We start from the raw sequence: 26,191 nt of genomic DNA, 5'->3' as shown, positions 1-26,191 counted from the left end.
GCGGTCTCCGCTCGCCAGCAGCGACGTCGCCGTACGCTTACTCCTCGACCGCGGCCTCGATCGGCTCCGACTCGTTCCAGACGCGCTCGAACCACTCGCTCGCCCACTCGGCGACCGCCGGCTCGTCCTCGCAGACCAGCATCGCCCGCAGCGCGTTCGCGTCGTCGTAGGCGACCACGCAGGTCGTCCCCTCGAAGGCCAACAGGCCGGCCGACAGCCGATCGGGGTGGACCGCCACCGTGACGTCCTCGCGCTGTAGCGCCCGCTCGAGGTCGGACGGGAACTCCTCGGCGGAGGTCTCGAGCACCCGCTCGTCGATCAGCAACTCGATCGACGTTCCGGTCTCGAGCAGGTCCATCGCCGCCTCGTTGAACGTCCGCGTGACGATGGGCGAGATGCTCCGGACGTGGCCACCCTCGGCGTCCGCGAAGCGGTCGAGGAGCGCCTCGACCGGCGCGAGCGGGTCGCTGGAGGTGGCGACGGTCAACTCGCCCGAGGCGAACGCCTCCGGCGGCGGCCCCCCAGGCAGCGACGTGAGGTGGCTCGCCAGCGGGGCGAACTCCCGGGCGCGCTCGGCCGCCCCAAGCAGCTCCTCGTAGGCGTCGACCACCTGCTCGCCGGTCGGGGTCAACCGATAGGTCGCGTTGCGCTCACAGACCCAACACCGCTCGCGAAAGCCCGCGAGCACGCGCTGGACCGTGGTCCGCGTCGAGTCCACCCGGCGGGTGATCTCCGCCGGGCGAAGCGGCTCCTCGCGCAGCGTCCGCAGGATGGCGATCCGGCCCGGCGATCCGGCGAGGTAGCGCACGTCGCCGTGTACCTCCTCCGGCGTCGAGGTGGGCATCGATGTGGTCCCATTGCGGTAGCGCCCCCAAATACGTGTCGTCCGACTCGGAACGTGACCGGGACGTGGTCGGGACGTGGCCGGGAGGCGATCGACGATCGAGAGGGTCGTTGGCGGGGGTTTTGGTGCTCGGCAGGCCGATCAGTCGTCTCCCGGTTTGTAGGCACCTGACCGCTTCTCGATGGTGTGGACCCACAGAATCCGATCGGCGTGGACCGCCTTGCAGCCCAGACGAAACGCACCGATTCGGAGCTTCGAATGCGGGGCGCCGGTGAGCGGTTCCAGATAGTCGCTTGGCTCTCGCCACTGATCCGTGACGATCTCGTCCAGCTTTGAGACGATGCGCTCCTGATCGTGCGGCTGAAGCTTACCGTATTCCCGTTCTGCTGGATCGGTGAACTTCCAGTCCCAGTTCTCGTCACTCGTTCCCATCCGTGTCCTCGTTCAGGCGCGCTCGGATCTCCTCGCTGCTATAGGTCTGCCCCTCGCCGGTCGCCAGCTGGTGCTCACTGGCGGCGATGTCCTTCCAGCCCTTTCGCGAGAATGTCGGGTGTTTCACGGCGTCGCGAAGGGCCCAGCGGATGAACTCGCTTCGAGACGGGAAGTCCTCGGCACGCCAGGTCGCATCGAGGTCGTCGAGGAACGCCTGCGGCACCTTCACCGTGATCGTGGTCATGTCGGGGTCGTCAGTGGCCCCAGCGTCGGCGTCGGACATACGTCGGTATTACCCTCGTGTTACTATAAGCATTGCCGATTTACGCCGTCTCGCCGTGCCAACGTCCGTACTCGTGTATCCGTGATCATGATTCTTCACGCGCTCCTGCCACGCTCCGGATCGTGTTCGCCTCGACGTTCACGAGTAGCCGGTACTCGCTCGAGTGGGTCCCCTCGTCGCCCCGGGTCGGATCGAGCTTCGAGTAGCCCGTCGTGAACGCCTCCACCAGCCTCTCGCGTCCCGGAAGTTCGACGTCGAGGACGTCGGCGAGGTAGACGACGCGTTTGATCGCCGCACCGTTTCCAAGCCGCAGCAACTGCGTTGCCAGCGCCTCGTCGTCCCGGACGGGCGCGTTGGCGAGGCCCTTCGCCAACTCGAGGATTCCGCCGCAGTGTTCCGGATGGTCCGCACAGTCGGCCAGGGTCTTTTCCACGGTGGCGACGTTCACGGTGTGGGCGTCGATGGCGGTCGGCTCGAACCCGAAGAACTTGGCCTCGGTCACCGTCACGAAGGTATACGTCACCCCGTGGATCTCCCGATCCGGAACCTGCTCCGTCGTCGCGGCGAAGACGGTGGTCGGAACCTGCTCCGTCAGCCCGTGATGGTTGAGCGCGCTCCAGTAGGAGATGTACGTCGGGTCGGCGAGATGGGACGCGATCACGAACTCGTGTTCGGTGTACTCGCCACGTTCGCCCGCGGCCAACGGCACGATGAGGTAGGTTCCGCTGGCCAACCGGTCCAGCCATTTCTTGTGCACCAGATCGTTCGTGATCTGCTTCGCCTCGTCGTACGAGACGTCGATCGCGTCCTGCACGTCCTCGATCGTGATGATCGCCCGGTTTCGTCCCGCCAATCGCGTCAGGGCGAGGCTCTCGCGCTTCGACAACCCCTGTTTTATACTTTTTATTGAATTCGTATCCATATTCGGCACTAAATCAATACAAAGTATACTCGTGTGACGGATAAAAGGATACCGCCGCTGGCGGGAGCGACGGAAAATGGGCCGGTGTGAGGAGATGGAGTGAGTTCTTCGAAGTCTGACGGTCGTATTGGTCTTTTCACCAATAGCCCTATGGTACTGGTTTGTGTACCAATGGATGAGGGTGGTCCCAATGATCGACGATGATCCCACTGTTCAGCGATGGTCCCACTATTCGAGAATGATCTCGATGGCGTGATCGAGGGGAGGAAGTACCCCGACGGGATCGTCGTCCGCGTGTTCCGTCTGCGGTCGGACCGGGACGCCTACCCGCCCAGGTGGACCGACGAGACCCACTCACGGTGATACCCATGAACGACACCACGCCGCCGCTACACCCGATGGAGCGCGAACGGCTTCGGGACGAATCGACCCTCGTCGTGACCGTGAAGTCGTCCGATCAGTTCCACGACGACGTCACTGACGGGATCGAGGCGCTCAAACGCGATGGCGCGGTTGATTCCCCGCCGACGCTCTCGTTCACCAGCTACGACGACCTCATGGGGACGCTGACGCCGCGCGTCCTCGATCTCATCGAAGCCGTCCGACGGGAGGAGCCATCCAGCATCAACGAGACCGCACGGGTCGTCGATCGGGACGTGAAGAACGTCCACGAGGAACTCACCCGGCTCGCCCAGCTGGGCATCGTCCTCTTCGAGGAGGAGGGACAGCGGAAGCGGCCGATCGTCTGGTTCGACGAGCTCGTCATCACCCTCCCGTTCGACCCGGAGGCCGGCGACGCGGCCGCTGCTGCGCCGTGAGATCGGCGGTGGAAGGCCGAACCCGCTTCCTCAGAAAACGTTCGGCCTCATTCCACGACTTGCCGGTCCTCACTCCACACTCGCCCGACCCTCACTCGGACCCTCACCCCGGCATCTCGACCACGATCAGCGACTCGCGCGTGGCGTCCTCGCTCACGATCCGCACCTCGATGGCGACCGCGGCGACCGTCGCGGTCCCCGCACGCTCCTGAATGACGACGCCGTCGTCGGCCACGCACGCCCCGAACGCGCGATTCCGGCCGGTCGGGCACGCCTCACGCGCCCACGCCGACGCGTCCGCGGGCGCGACCCGAAGGGTCACGATCACGCCCTCGTCGAGGGCAGCCGCCTCCAGCCCGTCGAGGTCCTCACGGAGCGCCGAACGGTAGATCGTGACCGCCTCGCCGCGATTCTCCCACTCGTGGTCGCCCGCGACGGCCGCGAGATTCGCGAGGGCAGCCCGCTCGATCGCGTCGTGAACCGCCCGCTCCGAGGCGGCCCCTGACGCGGCGTGGACGCCGGGGGATCCGCCGGACTCAACCCCGGGCTCGCTCTCGAGGTCGCCCACGTAGCCGAGCTGGAGGTAGGTGATCGCGAGCGGCACGAGCGCGAACGCGATCACCGCCGCCGCGAGCAACACGAGCTGGCCGCGGTCCTCGCCGCTCACCCGTGCCACACCTCCACGCGAACCGTCCCGTGTCTGGTGAGGACCGTCGCCCGGCCAACGGTCGCCCCGCGCGGCGGCGCGATCCCGAACGACCCGTGCGGCGTCCGAACCCGGTATCGGAGGTGGTCGGGAACCAGCGTCTCCGCCCGCCTCGCGAGCCCCTCGCGTTCCTCCGTGAACGTCTCCGGAGTGGCGATCGCCGCACCGATGGTCGGGACCGCTCCCCCGTCTCCCTCCCCATCGGCATCCGGGTCCCCGCGCTCGTTCGCGAGCAGCGCTCCGACGTCCGCGGCGTGGGCGTCGAGCTGTGGCGTCCGCGTGTCGGCTATCCCGGTCGCGATCCCGAACGTCATTGCGACTCCCAACACGAGGAGGACGCCGATCGTCGCCTCGACTGCCGACAGCGACAGTTGCCCCCGATCGATCTGTCGGGACACGTCACTCCCTCGCACCCACGGTCACCTCCACGATCGCGGCCGAGCGCGACTCCGTGGCGATCGCCACCTCGAGGACGCCGAGCCCCTCGAACGCGAGCGTGCTCCGGGCGCGACGGGGCAGATCCACGCTCGCGACGCCGGCGAGCCCGTCCGGATTGTGAAGGACCACCCGCGCGTTCGCGCGGACCGTGGTGACGTTTCCGGAGACGACGCGAACGGTCGCGTCCGTCGCGTTCGACGGAGTCGTCATCGACGTTCCGTTCTCGGGGACGTGTACGCGTTCGCTCGCCGCCGACCGCTCCGCGAGCGACGCGACCCGCCGGACCGTGGTCCCGCCGCGGACGTCGCCGCGTTCGACGAGCGTCCGCATCTCGCGGTTGCCGGCGTCCTCGTTGCCCGCATCCTCGTCCGTTCGAACCCGAAGCCGGATCCGGACCGCCCGATCGCGCGTCTCCGGGACCGCCTCCGTGACGGCATCGACGGTCAGCGACTCCGCCCGCTCCGGATCGAGGACGTTTCGCCGGCGCGTCGTCGGTCCGTCCGCGGCCACGAGCCGGTCCGCGATCGAGACCGCGACGCTTCGCTCGACGACGTCGCGTTCGGCCGCCTCTCGCGCGTCCGTCGCCGCCGCGAGGGCGATCCCCGTCGCCGAGACGAGAAGCACGAGCGCGACGACCACCACCGGCAGGTTCGCCTGCGCCCGCTTGCGGTCGGACTCCGAATTTCCGGCGTCGTCGTTTCGGATCTGTCTCCTCGCGTCGTCGTTTCGCTTCCACTTCGTCGCGTCGTCGATCCCCTCCCGCTTCATCGCATCGTCGGCTCCATTCCGTTTCATCTCGTCACCAGCTCCAGCGTCACCTCACCGTCCGACAGCCGCGCGCGCACGAGGAGCGTTCCGCCGCTTCGCCACTCCCCTTCTACCTCCGTCACCCGCGGCGGCAACGCCGGCACCAGGCGTCCCCCGACGGAAGGATGGGGGTGTTCGAGCCGGATCGCGTCCGTCACCGCCCGGATCCGGTATGGCCGTCCGCGGATCGTCCCCGGCAGGTCGACGCGCGTCTCCCCGGTCGAACGCCGGACGGTGGTCCGGCCCGTTCCCGACGCCGGCACGGACGCCTCGATCGCGTTCGACGCCGCGGCGAGGGTTCGGTCCTCGATCTCGACGGCGGTCGCGGTGCGGTACTCCGGGACGACGCCGCCGTAGAGGACCGCCGAAAGCGCCGCGACGAACAACACGACGATGGCGATCTCGAACAGCTTGCCCGTCACCGGCGTGACCGCCCGGTCGGTTCCGGTGCATCTGCCGTCCCGACGTTTCGGAACCTCGTTACCCACGCCGCACCTCCAGGTCGACCTCCCGAACGAGCAGGTGTCCCGCACGCTCGCCCTCGATCGTCGCCACGACGCTCGGGTGGGTGTCCCCCGGGAACGTCGTCGATTCGACGGTCCCCTCGACGCCCGCCGTCTCGATCAGTCGCTCGAACGCCCGTTCGAGCGCCGCCGGCGCGGGCGTCTCGATCGCCACGCGGAACGTATCGCCCTCGAGTTCCCGGCGCTCGTGTCGAACCGTCGTCTCGAGCACCAGCCCGCCGCCCGCTCTCGACCCAGCTCCGGAGACCGATTCCGCTCCGGCTCCGGAGACTGCGACGTGTTCCGTTCCCCTGATCACGGGCAGCGTGAAGGCGACGATCTCCTCGGAGACGAGCAGCGAGGGATCGCGCGTGACCCGTGCTGTCCGGCCGTCGCCGCGGACCACCGTGCCGGCGACGGTCTCGACGCGTCGCGTTCCCGACTCGGAGACGTACCGGATCCCGTTCGCCTCCCGTCTCGTCCAGCCGCCGTCCGTCCCGATCCGAACCGATCGCTCGACGGTCTCGACGCGCCCGGACGAAACCGGGAGTCGCGTTCGGTGGTGGCCCGGGGACGCGGTGTCCTCGATCGCCGTGGTCAGCGCCGTCTCGACCCCGTCGGCCTCGATCGTCCGCGCGTGGTCCTCGACGACGACGCCCATGCCGGCCGTGATGACGCCCATGCTCGCAACGGTGACCCCGATGAGGAGTGCGACTCCGATGACCGTCGAGACGCCGCGCTGGGCGGCGGCGTCTCGACCTCCTGTCGGGCCACGCTGGGCGGCGGCGTCTCGACCTCCTGTCGGGCCGCGTTGGGCGGCGGCGTCTCGATCCTCCGGCCCGTCCCGTCCGTCGAGAGTCACAACAACCCCATCCCGGCGAAGATCAGATAACACACGCCGACGAGCGAGCCGGAGTGCAAGAGCGCCTCGTAGTACCCGCGCGAGGCGGCGCCGGCGAACCAGCCGGAGGCGAGCATGGTCGCCTGCATCACGACGTAGAACCGATAGCGCTCGCGCGCCGGCCGGATCGACCCCGGATCGAGCGCCAGGCTGCCGGCCCCGGAGACCGCCGACAGTTGGGCGAACCCGTCGATGACGTAGACGTTGACCGCGACCACGATCCCGATCACCAACAGCGCGGCCGTCCACCCGACCGCGACGTAGACGAGCATCGCCGACCGGAGCGCGCGCTTTTGGTGATAGAGCCGTCCGATCTCCGTCTGGAGCGTCTCGAAGACGGTCTCCGTGTCGCTGCCGGCCTCGAGTGCTCCCGTGACCAGCCCGACCGTCTGTGCGGCAAGCGGCGTGCCGACCGTCTCCACGAACCGGTTCAACGCGGCCGTCCGGAGCGTCTCGTCTTCGTTCACGCCGCCGGACCCGTTCACACCTGCGCTCGCACCTCCGATTCCGATTCCGACTTCACTGCCCCCGCCGTCTCCGGTCCCGTCTCCGATCTCGGGTCCCGGACTTCCGCCCCCGGTCGTCAACGAGAGGTTGAACGCCAGGTCCGCGACGTCGGCGTTCAACGCGCCGAGATCGACCTCACGGGCCACCAGCGCGACGGCCTCCGGAAACGGACGGCCGAGCGAGACGTGGCCCGAGACCGCGTGGACGAAGTCCTTGATCTCGCGGTCCTTCGCGTCGTCGAGGCGGGCCCGACGAACCGAGACGACGCCGACCGGCAGCGCGAACGCGAGGTAGCCGAAGAGCGCCACGTTCACGGGATCGACGCCGCCGAGGGCGAACCCGGCGGCGAGCAGCACGGACGGGATCACGAGCACGGCCGCGGCCGAGGCGGGGTTGGTCGGCGCCGATCGGAGGGTCGCGATCGCCCTGCTCGGCCGATCGTAGCTCGCCCGTTGGTCGCGCGGGCGGAGCCGGTCGACCGCCGACGCCGATGCGAGCCCGACGACGAGGATGAACGCCCCGCTCCCGTAGGTCAAGAGCGCGCGCGTCGAGACCGCCCCGAGCGGCGTTTCGATCGGCTTCGCGAGCCCCGGCGCGATAACGCCGATGATGCTCAAGATGATCACGAGGAGGGCGGGCAACACGAGCAGCACGATGAACAGCTCCGAGAGCAGTTCTAAGAACCCCTCCGCGCGCTTTCTGGCGCGGTCCTCACGCAGCCCGAGCATTCGGCCCTCCATCCGGAGGTAGTTCGCGAGCGCGTCCTCCCCCTGGTTCGCGTGCTCGCGGAACTTCAACAGAAACGGCCCGAGAAGATCCTTCGAGGGGGTATCGCGCGCCGCGCGGCCGAGCGCCCGATCGAGGCTCCCCGTCAGTCGTGCGCCGTTGAGCGCCCCGCGAAACGCCGTCGCCGTCTCCCCGTAGGCCCCGTTGACCGCCGTCTTCTGCAACATGCCGCGTGCGTCGTCGCTTCCCGACGAGAGCGCGTGGAGGTACCGAACCGCGCCCGGAAGCGTTCGTTCGATGTCGTCCCGGCGGGCGGCCGCCAGCCACCGCAGGTAGCTTCCCCCGAGTCCGACGATCCCCCGTTTGGCCACACCCCCGACCAGCACCCCGGCGGCGATCGCGAGCCATGCCCGTGGAACCGACACGAGGCCGATCGTCTCCGTGGGGAGCCCGACCGCGAGCGTCTCGTTCACCCGGCGCACGAACGCCGACGAGAGCCCCGCGGTCACGAGGACGGCCGGCGCCGCGGCCAGCATCCCCCCGATCCACGAGAGCGCGTAGACGCGCGCGAGGTACACCTCGAAGCTCGCGTCGATACGGGTCCCCCGGTAGCGGTGTCTGTCCCCCGCGTGGCGTTCCGCGTCGGCGTGGCGGGCGAACAGCGCGTACAGCCCGCGATCGACGGCCGAGAGACGATCCCCGACGCTATCGTGCGATCGATCGGAACCTTCCGATCGCCCGGTCGCGCGTCGCTCGGATCTACGGCTCGTTCCCTCCAACCCCCTCATTCCTCGGCCCCGGTGGTTCGTGCGGCCCGCTCGACGGTCGCGGCCTCGTCGGTTCGGAGGTCCGAGAGGAACTCGAAGATCCCCTCGAAGTCGTCCAGTCCCTCCCCGGCGAGATACTTCACGTAGCGGTGTTTTCGGTGGAACTCCGCCTCGACCGCCTCGAGTTCACGATCGGTGCGTTCGGCCAGGCGGTGGAGGACGTAGAACCCGAGATCGCCGGCGCTTGTACCCCCGCGGTCGACCTCGCCTACTGCCGCGGTCGCCTCCGCGTTCCCGTCTCCACTCGCGAGCGCCGGGTGATCGTACTCGATGCGGAACTCGCCGTTGGTGTCCCGCCAGGCGACCGTGTTCCAGTGGATCCGCGCGTCGCCTTTGTGGATCGTTCCGCCGCCGCCGCGTCGATCGATCCCGTCCACGCCGCGCGTGGCGGCGGGGTCGAGCGCCTCGAACTCCGCCTCCGAGAGGATCTCGACCACGTGGGCGACGTACCGCTCGCCGGCGACCTTGTGGGGGAAGACGACGAGGTCCAGCTCCCGGAGCAGGTAGGCGGGCAGGCCGCGCTCGATGACGCGGTTGACGAGCGTCTCGACGTCCTCCGCGTGGGTCGTTCCCAACACTCCGTGGCCCGTGTTCAACACCTCCGCGAACGTCTCGAAGGAGGCCGGCGTGTTGATCTCCGCTATCACCTCGACGTCGGGATTGAGGTAGTTCGTCTCGGTCATCAACTCCGCCATCGTCACCCGCTTGTACTCGCTTTCGTGCTCGCGGGTCGTCAACGAGACCCCGGTCTCGTGGGGGAGGTCGACCTCCTTCGATCCCTCGTCGATCGAGATCGGCCGGTCGTCGAACGGGATGAAGGGCATGTGGGCGTTCATGAGCGTCGTCTTGCCGACGCCGGTCGGCCCCGAGAACAACACCACTCCGTGGGACTCGTACAACAGCCAAAGCAGGGTCACGAGCTCGCTCGAGATCGACCCGTACTCGAGGAGGTCGACCGGCGTCAGCGTCTCGGCCGACTGTTTGCGGATCGAGACGTGCGGGCCGCCCTCGGAGATGACCGGAAGCGCCACCGCACACCGGATCGTCTCCTCGACTCCCTCGACGTCGAGGTTGACCTTCGCCGAGGGACGCGAGGCGTTCAGCTCCCTCCCGTCGCTCGCGGCCAGCTGGGTGACCACGTTGACGAACGCCCGCTCGCTCTCGAAGGCCAGGTTCGTCGGAACGCGGTCGCCGGCGCCGTCGGTACCCTCGAAGACGGTCGTTCGCGGGACCACCTTGATGCGCTCGCCGACCCGGTTCGCCTCGATGTCCTCCAGGTTCGGATCCCGGATCGGAACGGTCAGGATACCCTCGCCGACGTAATCGCGAAGCACGTAGTAAACGAGGTCGTCGAGCCGGTCGCGGGCGTACCGCGAGTCGACCGGCGGGACCGCGAGCCCGTACCCTGCGAGCGCCGACCGGACTCGATACCGCGTCGCCTCCAGCCAGGCGCGCGTGTTTCGTGCCAACAGGCGCCGCGAGAGGAACTGCCGCGCCCGATCGGCGACGAACGCCTCGCGGTCCTCGAGGACGCGATCGACGTTCGTCTCCCAGATGCGCGCCTTACACGCCTCGATGAGTGCCTCGTCGCCGGGCAGCAGGTCGGGCTCCAACACCGCGTACTTGATCTCGAAGCGGTCCGAACCCAACAGCCGCTCGCGGTAGACGACCACGTCCACCGAAAACCCCGCGAACGGGACGGCATAGCGCCGGAGTCGCTCGCCGGCCACGCGCTCGACGTAGTCGGCATCGACGCCGATGCCGGTCTCGACCGGCGCGAACGACGCCGTGTGAACGACGAGTTCCGACGAGTCCCCCACGTCGCCCACCTCGATACGGTCGTCGACGGCGAGGGGCGTAAGCTCCCCGAGAAGTCGGAGTTCGCGCAACGCGTGGTGGTCGATCCGGCGACGGGCAGCCCGTGACGTCTCGAGGAGCCGGTCGAGCGCGCGTTCGTACTTCGGCTCGAACCCCCGATCCGCACGCTCGATCACTCCCTCGCGTGTGAGCGGTCGTCGGTGACGGATGGCCGAGAAATGTTCGCGAACCGTCCGAAGCGCCGCCTCGTCCTCCGGCGAAAGCGGCGGCGAACGGCTCCCGTAGACGAACCGCCCGTCGACCTCGCGGATCGTTGCCACCACGCCCGCGATCGGCTCGTACTGCGCCCGCACGTCGGGTGTATACCACGCGTCGGGGTGATCCGGTGCGACCGGCGTTGGAACTGTTGGGCCGGGGAGTGGTGTCCCGTCCCGTTCTTCGACACTCACGTTGACCTCTGGATGCCGTGGGTTCAGCCGGTTCGATATATAATCCTTCGTTTCACGCGATCACGTATAGAATAATTGACGTTGGCGCACCGATCGTCGCCGATCGCTCGCGTTGAATCCGCTACCCGGTCGACGCCAGCCGCTCGAGGACGCGTCGTCTGTCCGTCCGTATTCGATCGGTGAGTTCCGCGATCGCGGACAACACCGGATGTGCGGTCTCCTCGAGGGTTCCGTAGAGGTACTCGTGGAACGAGGGTTGCTCGTCGTCGGGGACGTACGGCGGGTCACGAAGCGTCTCCTGTCTGTCCGCGGCGAGGGTCCCGCAGGCCTCCTCGAGATCGCCGAGCGTCCCCCAGACGTCCTGACACGCCTCGAAGGTCGGCTTCGCGTTGCCGTCCTCGAGATGCGAGCGGAGGTTCCGTCTGGTTCGGTCGATCCGCTCGAGGCGCGCCTCGACGTCGTCGATCTCCGAGAGTTCCGCGTCCACGGCGGAGAGCAGCTCCTCGCGTGCCATCTGAGCGCCTCGACTCCGGGAGACGATCGTCGCATGAAGCGGCGCGGAGACCCGCTCTTCGGCCAAAAGCGCCGTGGTGACGTCGGGGCCGAGTTCCTCGGAGAGGCTCTCCGCGAGCGTATCGTCGTACTCCTCCGTGTAGTGCGGGACCGACATGACGGTCTCGCGGTACTGTGAACACACCCGATCCCGGAGGTCGTCCGGCGGCCGGGGGGGACCCGTCCCGTGGCGGGCGAGGGGGATCGCCCCCCCGCTCGCGGCGGCGTTCCCCCCCGTGGAGAACTCGTCGGCCTCGTGGGGCGTCAGCCCCTGGGTCCGATCGATGAACTCCTCGAGGGCGTCCCGCTCGTCGACGATCCGCCGTCGTTCCTCTCTGAGCTGTGTTCGCGCCTCCGAGATGTAGACGAAGGTCACGAGGGCCGCCACCGCGAGCAGGACCGTCCCCGTCGCGATCGCCGGATCGGAGAGGGCGCTCGACACCTCACAGGACGCCGTCGAACACTCGACGGCGGTCGGGTCCCGCGCCCCCACCCGGAAGGTCACGGAGCCGACCGTTTCTGTTGCCATGATACGTGTACACACACTCTCGGACCACAAAGCTTTTCTGCCGTTTCGGTCGCGGATCGCGACGGTTCGTTCTCACACCCCGATCGATCTCCCGACCTCAGCCGCCTCACAGGACGGCCGATCCTCCGACCGCGTTGCGATACCCGATCCCGTAGACGTGCAACGCGGCGACGTACACCGTCGCCGCGATCACGGGACCGGCGATCCAACCGAGGATCGGTACGAGCGAGACGATCGCCGCGACGATCCCGCCGATGACCATGATGCCGAGCGCGAGCAGCCACGCCATCGCGTATTCCACGGACGTGAGGACCCTCGCGAGCGTTCCCACGTCGAATCCCGCAGCCAGCGTTCCGACCGCGGCGTGGTTCGCGAGCGACGCCGGCAGCAGGTAATAAAACGTCGCGGTGACCACGAAGACGAGCAAACCCGCGAGCGCGACGGAGACGTCCCGAAGGAGGAAAAACGAGATCGCCGCGACGACGATCGGTACGAGCATGTACGCCACAGCAACCGCGACCAGTTTCAGCCCGTCGACGAACAGATCGCCCCAGTCGCTCCACTCGGGGAGTTCCGATCCGCCCTCCGCCGTCGTCTCCAGGATCCGAACGTAGTAGCCAGCCACGAGGAAGATCGGGACGATCAACCACGAAAACAGCGACAGTCCCGCGAGAATCCCGATCTTGATGGGCCAGTCGTCCCCGCTCGTCGGATAGCTGATGGCGTCGTGTATCACGTGTGTCGTCCCCCTCTCGGGACGTGATCTCTCCCCCACCCCATTTAAACCCATGCGTCGATCCTTCGGGATCCGTCGCCGACCCGTCGATCGACGGGCGGTTTCGTTAGAGTCAAACCGGCCACTCGTAAAGTGTCACCCATGCACACTCGCGAGGAGCGGACCATCCGCTGTCTCGTCGCCAAGGTCGGCCTCGACGGCCACGACCGGGGTGCCCACGTCATCGCGCGGGCGTTCCGGGACGCGGGCTTCGAGGTCATCTACTCCGGGCTCCACCGCGCGCCCGAGGAGATCGTCCAGGCCGCAGTCCAGGAGGACGTCGACGTCCTCGGCATCTCCATTCTCTCCGGCGCCCACGACACGCTCATCCCGAAGGTGCTCGAGGGGCTCGAGGAGTACGGGGCCCTGGAGGACACCCTCGTCCTCGTCGGCGGGATCGTCCCCGAGGACGACGAGCGCCACCTCAAGGAGCTCGGCGTGGCCGAGGTGTTCGGCCCGGGGACGCCGATGGAGGAGACGATCGCGTTCGTCCGCGAGCACGTCCCGGATCGCGAGCCCGACCGATGACCGACCGTTCCGACGCTGACTCGGGGCCGGATCGGGACGCGGAGGTCGCATCCGATTCCGACCGTTCCGACGAGGACTCGCCCTCGAGGGAGCTGGTCGAATCCCTCCTCGCCGGCGACCAGCGCGCGCTCGCACGCGTCATCACGAGGATCGAGAATCGAACCGCCGGCTACCGGTCGATCGTCTCGATGCTCCACCGGCACGCCGGCGACGCGGCGGTGATCGGGATCACGGGATCGCCGGGAGCCGGCAAGTCGACGCTCGTCGACCGTCTGGCGCGGGCCTATCGCGACCGCGGGCTCACCGTCGGCGTGATCGCCGTCGATCCCTCCTCGCCGTACTCCGGCGGGGCGGTCCTCGGCGACCGGATCCGGATGGCCTCGAACGTCGGCGACATGGACGTGTTCTTCCGCTCGATGAGCGCCCGCGGCCAGCTCGGCGGGCTCTCGGCCGCCACGACCGACGCGATCACGGCCCTCGACGCCTTCGGCAAGGACGTGGTCCTGATCGAGACCGTCGGCGCCGGGCAAAACGAGGTCGACGTCGTCCGCACCGCCGACACGGTCGCCGTGCTCGTCCAGCCCGGCTCCGGCGACGACGTCCAGCTGCTGAAGGCCGGCATCCTCGAGATCGGCGACGTCTTCGTCGTCAACAAGGCCGACATGGACGGTGCCACCCGAACCGTCGCCGAACTGGAGGAGATGCTCCACCGACGTGAGGGGACGGGCGCGGGCGTTCCGACCGGACATCACGGCGCGGTCGCGAGCGCGGCCGAACACGGGGGCTCCGCCGACTCGAACGGCGAGGGTCCGGACACCGGCGCTGCGGACGAAAGCGGTGATCGCTCCGCGGAGTGGAGCCCGGAGATCGTCGAGACGATCGCCACCGACGGAACCGGGATCGACGACCTCCTCGAGGTGCTGTCGGCCCACCGCGAGCACCTGGAGACGTCGGGCGGACTCTCCGCCGCCGCACGCCGTCGGTACGCCGCGGAGATCCGGACCCTCCTGCGGAACGATCTCGGCGAACTCGTCGAGACGGAGATCGAACGACGGGGCGGGATCGACGAGCTCGCGCGCCGCGTCCGCGACCGCGAGACCGATCCCTACACCCTCACCGAGGAGATCCTCGCGCCCATTCGCGATGCGGTTCGCGACAGCGACTCCGATCGAGATCCTGACCGCCACGCGTGAGGTCGCCATTGCCGGGACGCGCCAGCCATAAGCCCGAGGGGACCGACGTACCGACATGAACCGAAAGCGGCTGGCGAGCGCGGTCGCGGTGGGGATCGGGGCGGCGGTCGCGGGCAACCGAGCGCTTCGTGGGGACCTCGACTCGTTGGAGCCGCCGCTCTCCGGCGATCCGGGGACCGTCTCCTGGCGCGGGATGGACGTCGCGACCGTCGAGGCGGGCGACCCCGAGGACCCGACGGTCGTGTTAGTCCACGGCGTCAACGCCGCCGGATCCGCGGGCGAGTGGCGGGCGATCTTCGAGGACCTCGCCGAGGACCACCACGTCGTCGCCCCGGACCTTCCCGGATTCGGCCGATCGGATCGTCCGCCGCTTCGATATTCCGCGACCCTCTATCGGGAGTTCCTCCGCGAGTTCCTCGCGTCGTTCGATCGTCCGCACGTCGTCGCCTCCTCGCTGTCGGCGGCCTACGTCGCCACGGTCGCCGACCACCCGGACGTGTCGCTCCGGACGGCCACCCTCGTCGTTCCCACCGCGGTCGCCGGCCCCGATCCGCCGAAGACGTGGCTTCGCGAGCTCCTTCGGAGTCCCGTCCTCGGCGAGGGCCTGTTCAACCTGATCGCCTCGAAGCCGTCGATCCGGTACTTCAACGCCGATCACGGCTACTACGACCCCGACGCGGCCACCCCCGAGTGGATCGATTACGAGTGGCGTACCGCCCACGTCGAGGGCACGCGATACGCGCCGGCCTCGTTCGTTTCGGGACACCTCAACGCCGACGTCGACCTCGCCGCGGAAGTCGCGGCCATCGACGCGCCCGTCACGCTGGTGTGGGGGCGCGAGACCGAGATCACGCCCCTCTCGGAGGGGCGCTCGCTCGCCGAATCGACCGATAGCGCCCTCGTCGTCCTCGATCGGGCCAAGCTGCTTCCTCACGTCGAACACCCGGACGTGTTTCTCGATGTGGTCCGGGACGCCTTCGAGGGGCGGCCCGGCGAATCGGATATCTGAGCCTTCTCGACCCCCGAAGCGGGCTTTCGATCCGGAGACCGGCCCTCCGGGATCTTCAGGGCATCTCGACCGGCCGAAGGGCGACCGCTCGACCTCCGTCCTCGCGCGTTTCGACGCCCGCCTCGACCTCGAGGCCGATCGGGATCGCCTCGTCCGCCGCCTCGACGCCGCGGAGCAGCCCCGTGAGTCGGATCGGGCCGAACGCGGCGATAGCCGTGACGTACGGCACGTCGGCGGCGAACTCGGGCGCACCGACGTGGACCACGGTGAACGTCTTCACCGTCCCCGTCGGGGGGAGCCGTTCCTTCGACAGATCGCTCGAGCCGCAGTCCGGACAGACGACACGCGGGGGCAACGCGGCGTGGCCGTTCGGACATCGCATCGCGTATCCCTCGCCGTCCGCGAGCGCGTCGAGCCACTCGTCGTGGCTCGTGTTCGCGATCCGTGACTCGATCGGCGCGTCGCCCTCGCCTCGGTCGACGGAACCCGCGTCGTCCTCGCTTCGATCGAGGTCGTCCCCACCGTCGTCGCTCACGCGACCACCTCCAGGACGTGCACCACGGCGCTCGCGACGCTGCCGCCGGCGTTGTGTGCGACTCCGACGTCGGCGTCGGGGACGTGTTCCGCGTTCGGGTGATCCCCCCGAAGCAGCCGGGTCACCTCCACGATCTGCGAGCCGCCGGTCGCGCCCACCGGGTGACCCTTCGCCTTCAGCCCGCCGGAGAGGTTGACCGGCAGGTCGCCGTCGGCCGTCGTGAGCCCCTCGCGTGCCGCGGCGATCCCCTCCCCGTTCGGAGCGAAGCCGAGCGACTCGATCGCGAGCACCTCCGCGATCGTGAAACAGTCGTGCACCTCCGCGACGTCGACGTCCTCCGGACCGATTCCGGCCTCCCCATAGGCTGACTCCGCGGCACGGGTCGCGGCCGGCGTCCGCGCCAGGAACTCGCGGTCCGCGAGCACCATCCGATCCGTTCCCTGGCCCGACCCGGTCACGGCGACCGGCGCGTCGACGTCCTCCGAGTCCGCGTAGCGCTCCGAGACGAACACCACGGCGCTGGCGCCGTCGGTGATCGGACAGGCGTCGAACAGGTGTAAGGGGGACGCCACCGTCGGGGACTCGAGCGCGCGATCGACGCTCACCCGATTGCGGTACTGTGCGTACTCGTTCGGGACCGCATTCTCGTGGTTCTTGCTCGCGATGTGTGCGAGATCGCGGCGCGTTCCGCCGTAGGTCTCGAAGTACGACCGCGCCATGAGCGCGTAGGCGCCGGGGAAGGTCATCCCCGCCTTCACCTCGAGGAGGTCGTCCGCCGCCGTCGCCAGCCCCGCGGTCACGGCGTCCGTCTCGAGGTGACTCATCCGCTCCATGCCGCCGGCGATCGCGACGTCGACGTCGCCGGCCCGGACTGCTCGGACTGCCTCGCGAACCGCCACTCCCGCGGACGCACACGCCTCCTCGTAGCGCGTCGCCGGACACGAGACCCCGGCGGCCTCGGCCATCAGGGGGGCCTGGTGGCCCTGGTTCTCCGCGATCGATCCCATGTAGTTGCCGTAGTTGAGCGTCTCGACGTCCGATCGCGGGACGCCCGCGTCCTCCATCGCCTCCGCGGCCGCCCGCGCGAACAGCTCGCGCCCGGTCCGCTCCGGATGGCTCCCGAACCGGGTGAGCCCGACGCCGGCGATGCGTGCGCTTCCCATAATGAGGGATTCGCCCCGCGCGGTATAGGCCTGCCGGCCCCGCTGGCGATCGGCCGACTCGTTCGGGTCGCCGATCGATCGAACCGTCCGGATCGGTGATCACCCGTCCCGTCCCGATCGGCGCTCGCTCGAGCCGTCCGATTCGACTCCGATCGCTTCGTTTCTCCGCCGATGTACCGCAGCTCCTCAGCCGATGTATCGAAGCTCGTCGTCGCCCATCGAGGGGCCCTCCTGCATCTCCTGGATCTTCCCCGTGACCTCCTCCATCTCCTCGGCGCGCTCCTCGAGCGATTCGAAGTCGACCTCGAAGCCGAGGTGCTCCTCGAGTACCTCGAGCACCGCGCGGGCGCTTTTGGGGTCCACCAGATATCCGCTCGTCTCGCCCATCAGGCAGGCGGCCGACAGTCCGCGACGCCCTCCGAGGCCGAGAACCAGTCCGGAGACACCGACGATCCCGCCGGCCGGCTCGTCGGACCGGAACTCGACGCCGACCGCCTCGAGTTCCTCGCGCATCCCGCCGTCGCTCACCGCGGCGAGCACCGAGTACTCCTCGACGAGTTCGCCGGTCGGCACGCCGCCCAGCGCGAACGCCCGCTCGACGCCGAACGACTCCGCGACGTCGAGGAAGGCGTCCGTGAGCCGGTAGTGTCCGGCGTTCGTCGCCGCCTGGTGGTCGCCGGTCAACACGAGCAGGTCGACGCCGTTCGTCCGGACCGCGTGGAACTCGGCGCATGTCAGCTCCGAGACGCCCTCGTCGTCGACGGTCACCTGCGGGGGGAACTCCGTGGCGTACACCCGGCGAACCAGCGTGCTCTCACACTCCTCGAGGAGGTGTTCGGCGGCCAGCTTCCCGACGTGTCCGACCCCCGGGAGCCCCTCGATCAAAACCGGGTCCTCGAGCTCCGGAGTCTCGACCTCGTCGATCTCGATGTCGTCCATGGCGTACACTCCGGTTCGCGGGGCATAAGTGCGTGCTCATTCGTCCGGAATTCTCCCCTCCGAGTCGTCTCCCCGTTCCGTTGGGAGCCTCGATCGTCAGGCTCGTCTGCCCGTCCACGAACTCACTCGTCCGGAACGGGACCGTCCCGCTCGCCGCGAGCGCGTCGACGATACTCCCCGTATCGATCCTCGGGAGAAAACGGCGGCGGGGCGCTGTTCTCGGTTTCGGCACCACAGTTCGGACACCGATCGCCGAAGGTGTATACCGGGCGATCGTGGGCCTCCCGCCAGGAGCCACAGACGCGGATCGGGGATTTCACGGGCGTCCGACCCCGTTACTCGTCGTCCTCGTGACGGTCGCGGTGGAAATTGCCGGTTCCGCCGACCGACTCGATCGAGGTCCGTGCTCGCTTTGCGGCCGCCTCGAGTTCGTCCTCCGCGGTCTTGTAGTCGGGCGCTCGTACCCGGATGCGGTACTCGGGCGAGCCGACGTAGGAGACCTCGAGTTCGACCTCCTCGGGCACCTCGCCGTTCCCCTCCGCGGCCTCCAGGGCGGCCTTCAGGTGGTCGATCCCGTCGGGTTCGGCACACTCGAGGTCGACGTAGCCGGTGACGTCGACGTAGGGAACGGAGACGTTCTCGCGTGCCGTCTCCACGATGCGCTCTGCCACGTCGTCGTCGAGGTCGATCGCGTCCAGCGCCTCGGAACCGTGGATCGCCGCGCTCTCGAAGGCGTCGTACAGCGACTCGTGCTCCGAAAGCAGCGCGTTCGCGACCGTCCCGTAGCGGTCGTCGGAGACGTCCTCGCCGAGCGCCAGCAGCATCCAGTTGTCGGCCTTCTGCTCGTTTTTCCACTCCTGGATCTTCTCCTTGCGCTGGTGCTCGTTGACGTCCTTGATCGAGAGATCGATCTGCTGGGACGACTCGTCCACCTCGAGCACCTTCGCGACGACCGTCTGTCCCTCGCGGACGTGATCGCGAACGTTCTTGATCCAGCCGGACGCGACCTCGCTTATGTGACAGAGGCCGCGTTTGTCCTCGTACTCATCGAGGTCGACGAAGACGCCGAAGTCGGCGATCTCGTCGATCTCGCCGACCACGAGCTCGCCGGGTTCGGGCCATCCGCTGTACTTCATGAGTCGTGGTGAGGCGGTTACCGTGCCTCGACGGTCTCTACGATCTCGCCTTCGATGTCGGCCTTGCCGCCGGTCGGCGTCGCGAGCGTCGTGCCGCAGACGGCACAGGCGACGCTCGTGGACGCCTTCTCGAAGACGGTCTGTTCGTTCTCACAGTCGCCGCATGCGACGCGGATGAAGTCTCCCGCCATGTTACTCCTGGAAGGTGAGACGGCCGGCGCGCCATCCCTCTCGCATGTGGGCCTTTCCGCAGTCGGAACACCGGTACTTCAGATGCGTCTTCTTCGTCGGCTTGTCGCCACCGGGAACCTTCGAGTACCCGCCGGCGTTGCCGATCGTCGCCAGCGCGCGTCGCTGCTGGCGTGCGTCGCGTTTCAGACCCGTCTGTCGTCCCGATCGGACCTTCTCGACCTCGTGTTCCTGGTGGGAATCGCAATGCGGACAGTACGTGTTAAAGCGGCGTGGCATCTCCATGGTATCTACCTTACAGTCCGCTTGGATGTGGTTTCTTAAAACCTGTTTGGTCTCGCGTCGTCACGGCCACCGTCGATCGACGGACGGTGTCCCCGATTCAGGCGGACGTTCATTACCGGTCGAGAGCCAGACGCCCCGTGAGTTGACTGACGCCTTCGACGGTCGAGGCGGGTGTGCGACGAGCCGTCGAAGGAACCGAACCGTGTCGCCTGGTCGCCATCGGATCCATCCCGACGATCCCGGACCCGTCCGTCCCGCCTCCGTCCGCTCCCTAGCCTAGATCCGATCGAGGTCCCGAAGGAACGCCTCGAGCTGTTCGCGGGTGACGTGTGGCATGCAGACGACCCGGACCTCGCCGCGTGCGGTCCGCGAGATCTTCCAGCCGGCCGCACGAAGCTCCTCGATGGTCGACTCCGGGATCGACGATGCGACGAGCGGCAGCGTCGGCGCGACGACTTCGTACCCCCGGCTCGCCAGCTCGCTCGCCAGCCAGTCGGCGTTCCGCTGACACCGTCTCGCGGTCTCGCGATAGCCGTCGGGCCACAGCTCCTCCATGACGGCGACGGCGCTCGCGACGCCCGCACCGCTTCGCGTTCCCGTCAGCGTCGCCTGCGAGTACGTCTCGAGGTACGGCGTCTCGACTGCCAGGGCGTCGAGCGTCGTCGAGTCCCGGGCGATCAGTCCCCCGGCGGGAACCACGGCGCGCCCGAACTTGTGGGGATCCACGGTCAACGTGTCGATCGGAGCATCCGCGAAGCTCCAGTCGTGTTCGGTGAAGGGGAGAACGAACCCGCCCCACGCGGCATCGACGTGCATCCGAGCTCCGGCGTCGTCGGCGATCGCCGATAGCTCCGGTATCGGGTCCACGCGTCCGTACTCCGTCGATCCCGCCACCCCGACCACGAGCGCCGTGTCCGCGTCGACGGCGGCCGAGACGGCGTCGGTATCCGCCCGCAGATTCGAATCGAGCGGGACCGTCCGAAGCTCCACGTCCAGCAGCTCCGCCGCCTTGGTGAACGAGAAGTGTGCGCTCTCGGGAGCGACCACGTTCGGATCGTCCGAGTCGGAGCGGTTCCTGGCCGCTCTGACCGCCTGTACGTTCGCCTCCGTGCCGCCCGAGGTGATGTAGCCGTCCGCCGTCCTCGGATCGGGATGGTCGACGATCCCGGCCAGCAGGTCGATCGCCCGCGTCTCGAGTTCGGCGATCTCCTCGTAGGTCGCGGGATCGCCGGGGTTCGACGCGAGAAACCGCTCCGCGGCCTCGCGAGCCGCCGGATGGGGCTCCGTACACATCGACGAGAGGATGCGATCGAACGATTCGGCGTCGACGACGGGTGATCGGTGCATGGATCGGTTCGTGTCCGGACTATCGCGGCCGATCGGTCCGTATCGCTATCGGACCGAGTCGAGCAACAGCCGCTGTTCCTTGCGCTTGACCTCGTGTTGGACGTCCCTAACGGCATCGATGTTCGCCGAGATCGACGAGACGCCGGCCTCGACGAGGAAATCGACCATCTCGGTCCGGGATCCGGCTTGCCCGCAGATGCTCGTGTCGACGTCGAGTTCGCGACACGTCTCGATCGTCCGCTCGATGAGCTCGAGGACGGCGGGGTGAAGCTCGTCGAACCGGTCGGCGACGTGTTCGTTGTTCCGGTCGACCGCGAGCGTGTACTGCGTCAGGTCGTTGGTCCCGAAGGAGGCGAAGTCGATCCCGGCCTCGGCGAGCTCCCGGATCATGAGCGCGCTCGCGGGCGTCTCGATCATCACGCCCCAGCTGCGCGCCTCGGGATCGATGCCCGCCGAGCGCATGTGCTCTCTCGCCTTCCTCACGTCCGTGGCGTCGTTGACGAGGGGAAACATCACCTCGACGTTGTCGTAGCCCATCTCGTAGAGCCGAGCGAACGCCGCCAGTTCGTGTTCGAAGACGTCCGGCTTGTCGAGGCTTCGGCGGAGCCCGCGCCAGCCGAGCATTGGGTTGTGCTCGTTCGGCTCGTCGTCGCCCCCCTCGAGTTCGCGAAACTCGTCCGTCGGCGCGTCCATCGTTCGAACCCGAACGGGTCGGGGGTAGAACTCGTCGGCGACGGTCCGGATCCCATCGATCAGTTCGTCCTGATAGGCGCGTGCGCCGTGTTCCGCGATGTAGCGCTCCGGCGTTTTCCCGAGCGTGAGCACCATGTGTTCGATGCGGAGCAGTCCGACCCCGTCGGCCCCCGTCGCGGCCGCTCGTTCCGCAGCTTCCGGGATGGAGACGTTCACCTTCACCTCCGTGGCGGTCATCGGCTTGACCGGCGTCTCCGGGCGTGCAGCCTCGACCGGCTCGCGTTCCTCCGCCGTCTCGGCTTGCTCGCCCGCGCCGGCGCGAACCGTCCCCTTGTCCCCGTCGATCGTGACCTGCTGGCCGTTCTCGAGCGCCTTCGTCCCCGATCCCGTTCCGACCACCGCCGGAACGCCGAGCTCCCGGGAGACGATCGCGGCGTGGCTCGTCATCCCGCCCTCGTCGGTGATGATCCCGGCCGCCCGTTTCATCGCGGGAACCATGTCCGGCATCGTCATCTCGGTTACCAGGACGTCGCCGTCCTGTACCTGGTCGAGGTGGTCGAGCTTGGTGACGATCCGGACGGCTCCCGAGACGATCCCCGGACTCGAGCCGATCCCCTGGATGAGGACGTCGTCCTCCTCGTTCGACGAGAGGCCGGTTCCACCCTCCTCGACCTCCATGCCCTCGTCGACGGTCGTTCCGTTCTCGCGTCCGTCCGACTCGTTTATCGTCGTTATGGGGCGCGACTGAAGCATGAACACCTCGTCGCCGACGATGGCCCACTCGACGTCCTGTGGCGTTCCGTAATGGTCCTCGACGAGTTCGCCAAGCGCGACGAGCTCCTCGATCTCCGCCTCCGTCAGCACTCTCGCGTCCCGCCGGTCCTCCGGAACCTCGCGTTCCGTGGTCTCGCCGGTCTCCGGGTCCTTTTCCATCATCACCTTCTTGTCGGCGATCGTGGCCTCGATCACCTCCTCGCTCGGCCGGTCGTAGACGTAGTTGTCGGGGGAGACGGAGCCGGAGACGACCGCCTCGCCGAGCCCCCAGGCCGCCTCGATGATGATCTGTGGATCCCCGCTCGATGGATGGCTCGTGAACATCACGCCGGACTTCTCGGCGTCGACCATCCGCTGTACCACGACGGCGATATCGACGTCCTCGTGGGGAAAGCCCTTCCGTTGGCGGTAGTAGATCGCCCGCTGGGTGAAGAGGGACGCCCAACAGTCCTTCACCCGTTCGAGCAGCTCCGCCTCGCGAACGTTGAGATAGGTGTCCTGTTGCCCGGCGAAGGACGCGTCCGGGAGATCCTCGGCCGTGGCCGAGGACCGAACCGCGACGAACGCCTCCGTTTGTCCCTCCCCGAGCTGGCGATAGTTCTCGAGGATCTCCTCGCGTACGTCGGCCGGGAGTTCGGTTCCGAGGATCAGCTCCCTCGCGCGCTCCTCCGCTTCGCGGAGCGCCGCGGAGTCCTCGGGATCGACGTCGACGGCCGCGAACAGCTCCTCGTCGATCCCCGCCTCCTCTATGAAGGTTCGGTACGTTTCGGCGGTCACGGTAAACCCCGGCGGGACCGGGAGCCCGGCGCCGGTGAGTTCACCGAGTGAGGCCGCCTTGCCGCCGACGGTATCGACGTCGTCGGCGTCCACGTCGTCCAGCCAGAGTACAGCCATTGCCTGTACCTTCGAATCCCCGAGACCACCAAAGAAACTTCCGAAGCGGATGTCCAGCAGTAATTATCACTCGAACGCGAGTAGTCATTTTCGCCAGGAGTCGACCCGATCGCCGTTTTGGTTGGGGGAGGGACCGTTATCGCGTCCTCGCGATCAAGCGACGTGTTCCTCGTAGAGCTCCTGTGCGTGTTCGATCGCGTCCTTGGCCGCGTCGGCGTCCTCCCAGCCGAGCGTTTCGACCTCCTTGCCCTCCTCGAGGTTCTTGTAGGTCGCGAAGAACTCGTCTATCTCGTCTCTGGTCTGTTTCGGAATGTCCTCGATATCTTCCATGTGGTCGTACCGCGGGTCCTCGCTCGGAACCGCGATCACCTTGTCGTCCTGCTCGCCGTCGTCGTCCATCCGCATCAACGCGATGGGGCGGGCCTCGATGACGCAACCGGGGAAGGTCGCGTCCTCGACGAGGACCAACACGTCGAAGGGGTCCTCGTCGTCGTAGTACGACCGGGGGATGAACCCGTAGTCGGAGGGGTAATGCACGTTCGAGTGCAGGACGCGATCGAGCACGACGCCGGGCACGTCCTTGTCGTACTCGTATTTGTTCCGTTCGCCCTTCAGACACTCGACGACCGCGTAGATGGTTTCCGGCGGATTCGGTCCCGTCTCGAGTTCCGTCCAGAGGTTCGTCATACGTCCCCTCGTGCGGCCAACGGCTCCAAAGCCCTTTCGGGTTCGGTCGCCGGAAACGTCACACGTCCGGAGCCTGAAATCCCGGTGTACGGCGGAATCCGGCCGCTCGTAGTACGTCGGCAATTCGCCAGCCCGGAGTCGATCCGCTTGCGAAGCGTTATATATACGGGTGTCATGCCTCGAACCATGTCAGAGGCACAATCCGTTCGTGCCAGGGGAAGCGTCATCAGCGAGTTGACCGCGTTTCAACAGAACATCCTCGTCATCCTCTCGCGGGAGACGATGTACGGACTCGCGATCAAACGCGAGCTCGAGGAGTACTACGGCGAGGACGTCAACCACGGGCGGCTCTACCCGAACCTGGACGACCTCGTCGAACTCGGGCTGATCGAAAAGAGCGAGCTGGACAAACGGACGAACCAGTACGAGCTGACCGAGGAGGGACACGACGCCGTCCTCGATCGCCTCGATTGGATCCTCTCGAAGTTCCTCACCGACGCGGAACGTGCCGGCCAGATCCGCGATCTCGTCGAGGACCGTCGGTAGCTCCGAGGTTCCGCCGGGACCCACGCGGATCCTGATCCGTTCTCTCGGCCGCTATTCGTTTCGCTTCTCGAGGTGCTCCTCGAGAAGCTCGAGGGACCGATCGACGATCGCCCGCTGGTCCTCGTTCGGCCAGGCGTTCCGCGGGTAGTACTCCTCGAGGAACTCCTTGCGGTCGTCGATCGTCGCCTCCTCGAGGCTCCGCACGTGGTGGTTCTCGAGGAACGTCGCGTACGCGCGCGCGTTCTCGGCGTGGTCGATGCCGTACTCGGCCTCGAACCGGTCGAGGATGGTCGCGTTCTCCTCCGTAACTCCCTCGTAGCGGTCCGGATCGCCGGCTCCCGAAAGCGGCCGCTCCACGGCCCGCTCCGTCTCCTCGATCCGGTCGAGCTGTACCGTTCCGTCGGCCATCCACTCGCTCGGGTACAGGACGAGCGTGTCGTCGTCCTCCCGTACTCGCGGCGTGTATCCGTGTTCGTCCGCGAGTTCCGACCGGTGGTCACGATAGGCGTCCGCGGCGTCCGGATCGCTCGCGTTTCGTGCAAGCCGGGTGAGTCGCTCCGCCTCCTCCACCGCGTCCTCGGGGATGTCCGGAGCGCGCTCGCCCTCGTTCGCTGCGCTCTCGAACGCGTGGTCCCCACCGTCGCTCCCGGCGGTTTCGGCTTCCGACTCCTCGAACCGTTCGGTCATCACGTGTTCGATGTCGTCGCGGGCGTTTCACTCGTTCGCTTCGGGACGCTCGTTCGTTTCTGGACGTCCCTTCGATTCGGGTCTATCCGTCGAGCGCCTCGTTCGCGAGGTCGTCCGCACGGCCGTTCACCGACCGGGGAACGTGGGCGATCGAGAACCGATCGAACTCCTCCAGCAGCGACCGCGCCTCGACCCGGTATTCGCGGAGCGTGGGATCGTTCGTGTTCCACTCCCCGCGGACCTGCTTTACGATCAGCTCGGAGTCCCCCCGGACGTCGACCTCGTCGAACCCGTACTCGCCGGCGGCCCGCAGTGCCGCCAGTAGCGCCTCGTATTCCGCCTGGTTGTTGGTCATCTTCCCGATCCGCCGTCCTCCCTCGGCGACGATCCCGTCGCTCGTCACGAGACACCACCCGACCGCCGCCGGCCCCGGGTTGCCGCGGGAGGCCCCGTCGAAGTAGACGTGGGCCCGACCGCTCTCCTCGGAAAGCAGCCCCGTGATCGCGGTCGGGTTCCGCCCCTGTACGACCACGGAATCGTCGTAGGCCACCGCGACCGCCCCGTCACGTTCGGCCCGCCAGCGTTCGTGGTCGGTGTTTCCCGCCTCGATCTCGACGCCCGCCTCCGCGAGTCGCTCGCGGGCGGCGTCGGGATCGCAGTCGATGGTCGGCATCGTTCCGGTCCTCACGCTCCCTCGCCAAAGGGCCCTCGATCGGCCGTGGAGCGAACCGTGACGTCGGGAAAATCGC

The 26,191-nt window shown here is 67.9% G+C and carries 31 protein-coding genes; 6 read left to right on the top strand and 25 right to left on the bottom strand.

Annotation, left to right across the window (positions count from 1 at the left end):
- Nucleotides 1-37: 37 nt before the first annotated feature.
- From ACFQE9_RS00845 to ACFQE9_RS00830, 4 genes are all read right to left on the bottom strand, one after another.
- Complete coding sequence (locus tag ACFQE9_RS00845) at nt 38-844, bottom strand: helix-turn-helix transcriptional regulator (protein ID WP_379739045.1); 807 nt, start codon at nt 842-844, stop codon at nt 38-40.
- A gap of 141 nt (nt 845-985) precedes the next feature.
- Entirely contained in the window at nt 986-1,276 is a 291-nt protein-coding gene (locus ACFQE9_RS00840; protein WP_379739042.1) for a type II toxin-antitoxin system RelE family toxin, read from the bottom strand.
- A complete protein-coding gene (locus ACFQE9_RS00835) occupies nt 1,263-1,559 on the bottom strand; it encodes a ribbon-helix-helix domain-containing protein (RefSeq protein WP_379739039.1) in 297 nt (98 codons plus the stop codon). Before ACFQE9_RS00835 ends, ACFQE9_RS00840 begins: the two co-directional genes overlap by 14 nt.
- 85 nt (nt 1,560-1,644) lie before the next feature.
- On the bottom strand, nt 1,645-2,481 hold the full coding sequence (locus ACFQE9_RS00830; RefSeq protein ID WP_379739036.1) for a type IV toxin-antitoxin system AbiEi family antitoxin domain-containing protein: 837 nt from the start codon (nt 2,479-2,481) through the stop codon (nt 1,645-1,647).
- A gap of 219 nt (nt 2,482-2,700) precedes the next feature.
- On the opposite strand from ACFQE9_RS00830, the gene ACFQE9_RS00825 reads away from it, so the two are divergent.
- Together ACFQE9_RS00825 and ACFQE9_RS00820 are read left to right on the top strand one after the other, a co-directional pair.
- Nucleotides 2,701-2,844: a hypothetical protein gene (locus ACFQE9_RS00825; RefSeq protein ID WP_379739034.1), complete on the top strand. Its 144-nt coding sequence runs from the start codon at nt 2,701-2,703 to the stop codon at nt 2,842-2,844.
- Between the two features lie 5 nt (nt 2,845-2,849).
- Entirely contained in the window at nt 2,850-3,299 is a 450-nt protein-coding gene (locus ACFQE9_RS00820; RefSeq protein ID WP_379739031.1) for an HVO_A0114 family putative DNA-binding protein, read from the top strand.
- Nucleotides 3,300-3,402: 103 nt separating this feature from the next.
- On the opposite strand, the gene ACFQE9_RS00815 is transcribed toward ACFQE9_RS00820, so the two are convergent.
- The 9 genes from ACFQE9_RS00815 to ACFQE9_RS00775 all read right to left on the bottom strand — a co-directional run bounded on the left by ACFQE9_RS00815 (nt 3,403) and on the right by ACFQE9_RS00775 (nt 12,798).
- Nucleotides 3,403-3,975 carry a DUF7261 family protein gene (locus ACFQE9_RS00815; protein WP_379739029.1) on the bottom strand — a complete coding sequence of 191 codons (573 nt, stop codon included), beginning with the start codon at nt 3,973-3,975 and terminating at the stop codon, nt 3,403-3,405.
- Complete coding sequence (locus ACFQE9_RS00810; protein WP_379739026.1) at nt 3,963-4,403, bottom strand: DUF7262 family protein; 441 nt, start codon at nt 4,401-4,403, stop codon at nt 3,963-3,965. The genes ACFQE9_RS00815 and ACFQE9_RS00810 overlap by 13 nt, the downstream gene beginning before the upstream one ends.
- Before the next feature lies 1 nt (nt 4,404).
- Nucleotides 4,405-5,238 carry a DUF7263 family protein gene (locus ACFQE9_RS00805; protein WP_379739023.1) on the bottom strand — a complete coding sequence of 278 codons (834 nt, stop codon included), beginning with the start codon at nt 5,236-5,238 and terminating at the stop codon, nt 4,405-4,407.
- The gene (locus tag ACFQE9_RS00800) at nt 5,235-5,738 is read right to left on the bottom strand and encodes a DUF7266 family protein (RefSeq protein ID WP_379739020.1); all 504 of its coding nucleotides are present in this window, start codon (nt 5,736-5,738) and stop codon (nt 5,235-5,237) included. The genes ACFQE9_RS00805 and ACFQE9_RS00800 overlap by 4 nt, the downstream gene beginning before the upstream one ends.
- Nucleotides 5,731-6,615: a DUF7289 family protein gene (locus tag ACFQE9_RS00795; protein ID WP_379739018.1), complete on the bottom strand. Its 885-nt coding sequence runs from the start codon at nt 6,613-6,615 to the stop codon at nt 5,731-5,733. The genes ACFQE9_RS00800 and ACFQE9_RS00795 overlap by 8 nt, the downstream gene beginning before the upstream one ends.
- Complete coding sequence (locus ACFQE9_RS00790; RefSeq protein WP_379739015.1) at nt 6,612-8,675, bottom strand: type II secretion system F family protein; 2,064 nt, start codon at nt 8,673-8,675, stop codon at nt 6,612-6,614. The genes ACFQE9_RS00795 and ACFQE9_RS00790 overlap by 4 nt, the downstream gene beginning before the upstream one ends.
- Nucleotides 8,672-10,981, bottom strand: coding sequence for a type II/IV secretion system ATPase subunit (locus ACFQE9_RS00785; protein ID WP_379739012.1), 2,310 nt, complete (start codon nt 10,979-10,981; stop codon nt 8,672-8,674). Before ACFQE9_RS00785 ends, ACFQE9_RS00790 begins: the two co-directional genes overlap by 4 nt.
- Before the next feature lie 121 nt (nt 10,982-11,102).
- Nucleotides 11,103-12,062, bottom strand: a complete 960-nt coding sequence (locus ACFQE9_RS00780) for a DUF7260 family protein (protein WP_379739009.1) — start codon at nt 12,060-12,062, stop codon at nt 11,103-11,105.
- Between the two features lie 106 nt (nt 12,063-12,168).
- The gene (locus tag ACFQE9_RS00775; RefSeq protein WP_379739006.1) at nt 12,169-12,798 is read right to left on the bottom strand and encodes a DUF4013 domain-containing protein; all 630 of its coding nucleotides are present in this window, start codon (nt 12,796-12,798) and stop codon (nt 12,169-12,171) included.
- Nucleotides 12,799-12,939: 141 nt separating this feature from the next.
- Here ACFQE9_RS00775 and ACFQE9_RS00770 point away from each other — a divergent pair, with 141 nt between their 5' ends.
- Genes ACFQE9_RS00770 through ACFQE9_RS00760 form a run of 3 tightly spaced genes read left to right on the top strand, consistent with a single transcriptional unit; the run spans nt 12,940 to nt 15,567 of the window.
- Nucleotides 12,940-13,365 carry a cobalamin B12-binding domain-containing protein gene (locus ACFQE9_RS00770; RefSeq protein ID WP_379739003.1) on the top strand — a complete coding sequence of 142 codons (426 nt, stop codon included), beginning with the start codon at nt 12,940-12,942 and terminating at the stop codon, nt 13,363-13,365.
- Entirely contained in the window at nt 13,362-14,558 is a 1,197-nt protein-coding gene (gene meaB / locus ACFQE9_RS00765) for a methylmalonyl Co-A mutase-associated GTPase MeaB (RefSeq protein ID WP_379739000.1), read from the top strand. The genes ACFQE9_RS00770 and meaB overlap by 4 nt, the downstream gene beginning before the upstream one ends.
- A 55-nt stretch (nt 14,559-14,613) precedes the next feature.
- Nucleotides 14,614-15,567, top strand: coding sequence for an alpha/beta fold hydrolase (locus ACFQE9_RS00760; protein WP_379738997.1), 954 nt, complete (start codon nt 14,614-14,616; stop codon nt 15,565-15,567).
- 55 nt (nt 15,568-15,622) lie between these two features.
- On the opposite strand, the gene ACFQE9_RS00755 is transcribed toward ACFQE9_RS00760, so the two are convergent.
- The 10 genes from ACFQE9_RS00755 to ACFQE9_RS00710 form a co-directional block, all read right to left on the bottom strand.
- Nucleotides 15,623-16,021: a Zn-ribbon domain-containing OB-fold protein gene (locus ACFQE9_RS00755; RefSeq protein WP_379739225.1), complete on the bottom strand. Its 399-nt coding sequence runs from the start codon at nt 16,019-16,021 to the stop codon at nt 15,623-15,625.
- A 77-nt stretch (nt 16,022-16,098) separates the two neighbouring features.
- Nucleotides 16,099-17,265, bottom strand: a complete 1,167-nt coding sequence (locus tag ACFQE9_RS00750) for a thiolase C-terminal domain-containing protein (RefSeq protein WP_379738994.1) — start codon at nt 17,263-17,265, stop codon at nt 16,099-16,101.
- 186 nt (nt 17,266-17,451) lie between these two features.
- A complete protein-coding gene (locus ACFQE9_RS00745) occupies nt 17,452-18,204 on the bottom strand; it encodes a proteasome assembly chaperone family protein (RefSeq protein WP_379738991.1) in 753 nt (250 codons plus the stop codon).
- A gap of 122 nt (nt 18,205-18,326) precedes the next feature.
- Nucleotides 18,327-18,524 (bottom strand): RNA-protein complex protein Nop10, encoded by a 198-nt coding sequence (locus ACFQE9_RS00740; RefSeq protein WP_379738988.1) that lies wholly within the window; start codon nt 18,522-18,524, stop codon nt 18,327-18,329.
- Between the two features lie 15 nt (nt 18,525-18,539).
- Entirely contained in the window at nt 18,540-19,340 is an 801-nt protein-coding gene (locus ACFQE9_RS00735) for a translation initiation factor IF-2 subunit alpha (RefSeq protein WP_379738985.1), read from the bottom strand.
- 17 nt (nt 19,341-19,357) lie between these two features.
- Nucleotides 19,358-19,531, bottom strand: a complete 174-nt coding sequence (locus ACFQE9_RS00730) for a 30S ribosomal protein S27e (RefSeq protein WP_379738983.1) — start codon at nt 19,529-19,531, stop codon at nt 19,358-19,360.
- Nucleotide 19,532: 1 nt separating this feature from the next.
- Nucleotides 19,533-19,814, bottom strand: coding sequence for a 50S ribosomal protein L44e (locus ACFQE9_RS00725; RefSeq protein ID WP_039400251.1), 282 nt, complete (start codon nt 19,812-19,814; stop codon nt 19,533-19,535).
- Nucleotides 19,815-20,090: 276 nt separating this feature from the next.
- On the bottom strand, nt 20,091-21,161 hold the full coding sequence (mfnA, locus tag ACFQE9_RS00720; RefSeq protein WP_379738980.1) for a tyrosine decarboxylase MfnA: 1,071 nt from the start codon (nt 21,159-21,161) through the stop codon (nt 20,091-20,093).
- 45 nt (nt 21,162-21,206) lie between these two features.
- A complete protein-coding gene (gene ppsA, locus ACFQE9_RS00715) occupies nt 21,207-23,522 on the bottom strand; it encodes a phosphoenolpyruvate synthase (RefSeq protein WP_379738977.1) in 2,316 nt (771 codons plus the stop codon).
- 153 nt (nt 23,523-23,675) lie between these two features.
- Nucleotides 23,676-24,209 (bottom strand): inorganic diphosphatase, encoded by a 534-nt coding sequence (locus ACFQE9_RS00710; RefSeq protein WP_379738974.1) that lies wholly within the window; start codon nt 24,207-24,209, stop codon nt 23,676-23,678.
- A 186-nt stretch (nt 24,210-24,395) separates the two neighbouring features.
- Here ACFQE9_RS00710 and ACFQE9_RS00705 point away from each other — a divergent pair, with 186 nt between their 5' ends.
- Complete coding sequence (locus ACFQE9_RS00705) at nt 24,396-24,755, top strand: PadR family transcriptional regulator (protein ID WP_379738971.1); 360 nt, start codon at nt 24,396-24,398, stop codon at nt 24,753-24,755.
- A 51-nt stretch (nt 24,756-24,806) separates the two neighbouring features.
- Here ACFQE9_RS00705 and ACFQE9_RS00700 read toward each other — a convergent pair whose 3' ends face one another.
- Together ACFQE9_RS00700 and rnhA are read right to left on the bottom strand one after the other, a co-directional pair.
- Nucleotides 24,807-25,442 (bottom strand): DUF7108 domain-containing protein, encoded by a 636-nt coding sequence (locus tag ACFQE9_RS00700; RefSeq protein WP_379738968.1) that lies wholly within the window; start codon nt 25,440-25,442, stop codon nt 24,807-24,809.
- 82 nt (nt 25,443-25,524) lie between these two features.
- Nucleotides 25,525-26,115, bottom strand: a complete 591-nt coding sequence (rnhA, locus tag ACFQE9_RS00695; RefSeq protein ID WP_379738965.1) for a ribonuclease HI — start codon at nt 26,113-26,115, stop codon at nt 25,525-25,527.
- Nucleotides 26,116-26,191 lie beyond the last annotated feature (76 nt).

It is taken from the genome of Halopenitus salinus (assembly GCF_042662125.1).
Classification (GTDB): domain Archaea; phylum Halobacteriota; class Halobacteria; order Halobacteriales; family Haloferacaceae; genus Halopenitus; species Halopenitus salinus.
Note: the sequence above shows the minus strand (reverse complement) of the source record. Positions and strands in the feature narration are given on the sequence as shown.

Bases quoted from the DNA above. Each gene is read 5' to 3' on its own strand.
- ACFQE9_RS00845 (WP_379739045.1), bottom strand. From the start codon at position 844: ATGCCCACCTCGACGCCGGAGGAGGTACACGGCGACGTGCGCTACCTC.
- ACFQE9_RS00840 (WP_379739042.1), bottom strand. From the start codon at position 1,276: ATGGGAACGAGTGACGAGAACTGGGACTGGAAGTTCACCGATCCAGCA.
- ACFQE9_RS00835 (WP_379739039.1), bottom strand. From the start codon at position 1,559: ATGTCCGACGCCGACGCTGGGGCCACTGACGACCCCGACATGACCACG.
- ACFQE9_RS00830 (WP_379739036.1), bottom strand. From the start codon at position 2,481: ATGGATACGAATTCAATAAAAAGTATAAAACAGGGGTTGTCGAAGCGC.
- ACFQE9_RS00825 (WP_379739034.1), top strand. From the start codon at position 2,701: ATGGTCCCACTATTCGAGAATGATCTCGATGGCGTGATCGAGGGGAGG.
- ACFQE9_RS00820 (WP_379739031.1), top strand. From the start codon at position 2,850: ATGAACGACACCACGCCGCCGCTACACCCGATGGAGCGCGAACGGCTT.
- ACFQE9_RS00805 (WP_379739023.1), bottom strand. From the start codon at position 5,238: ATGAAACGGAATGGAGCCGACGATGCGATGAAGCGGGAGGGGATCGAC.
- ACFQE9_RS00790 (WP_379739015.1), bottom strand. From the start codon at position 8,675: ATGAGGGGGTTGGAGGGAACGAGCCGTAGATCCGAGCGACGCGCGACC.
- ACFQE9_RS00780 (WP_379739009.1), bottom strand. From the start codon at position 12,062: ATGGCAACAGAAACGGTCGGCTCCGTGACCTTCCGGGTGGGGGCGCGG.
- ACFQE9_RS00770 (WP_379739003.1), top strand. From the start codon at position 12,940: ATGCACACTCGCGAGGAGCGGACCATCCGCTGTCTCGTCGCCAAGGTC.
- meaB (WP_379739000.1), top strand. From the start codon at position 13,362: ATGACCGACCGTTCCGACGCTGACTCGGGGCCGGATCGGGACGCGGAG.
- ACFQE9_RS00760 (WP_379738997.1), top strand. From the start codon at position 14,614: ATGAACCGAAAGCGGCTGGCGAGCGCGGTCGCGGTGGGGATCGGGGCG.
- ACFQE9_RS00750 (WP_379738994.1), bottom strand. From the start codon at position 17,265: ATGGGAAGCGCACGCATCGCCGGCGTCGGGCTCACCCGGTTCGGGAGC.
- ACFQE9_RS00745 (WP_379738991.1), bottom strand. From the start codon at position 18,204: ATGGACGACATCGAGATCGACGAGGTCGAGACTCCGGAGCTCGAGGAC.
- ACFQE9_RS00735 (WP_379738985.1), bottom strand. From the start codon at position 19,340: ATGAAGTACAGCGGATGGCCCGAACCCGGCGAGCTCGTGGTCGGCGAG.
- ACFQE9_RS00730 (WP_379738983.1), bottom strand. From the start codon at position 19,531: ATGGCGGGAGACTTCATCCGCGTCGCATGCGGCGACTGTGAGAACGAA.
- ACFQE9_RS00725 (WP_039400251.1), bottom strand. From the start codon at position 19,814: ATGGAGATGCCACGCCGCTTTAACACGTACTGTCCGCATTGCGATTCC.
- mfnA (WP_379738980.1), bottom strand. From the start codon at position 21,161: ATGCACCGATCACCCGTCGTCGACGCCGAATCGTTCGATCGCATCCTC.
- ppsA (WP_379738977.1), bottom strand. From the start codon at position 23,522: ATGGCTGTACTCTGGCTGGACGACGTGGACGCCGACGACGTCGATACC.
- ACFQE9_RS00710 (WP_379738974.1), bottom strand. From the start codon at position 24,209: ATGACGAACCTCTGGACGGAACTCGAGACGGGACCGAATCCGCCGGAA.
- ACFQE9_RS00705 (WP_379738971.1), top strand. From the start codon at position 24,396: ATGTCAGAGGCACAATCCGTTCGTGCCAGGGGAAGCGTCATCAGCGAG.
- ACFQE9_RS00700 (WP_379738968.1), bottom strand. From the start codon at position 25,442: ATGACCGAACGGTTCGAGGAGTCGGAAGCCGAAACCGCCGGGAGCGAC.
- rnhA (WP_379738965.1), bottom strand. From the start codon at position 26,115: ATGCCGACCATCGACTGCGATCCCGACGCCGCCCGCGAGCGACTCGCG.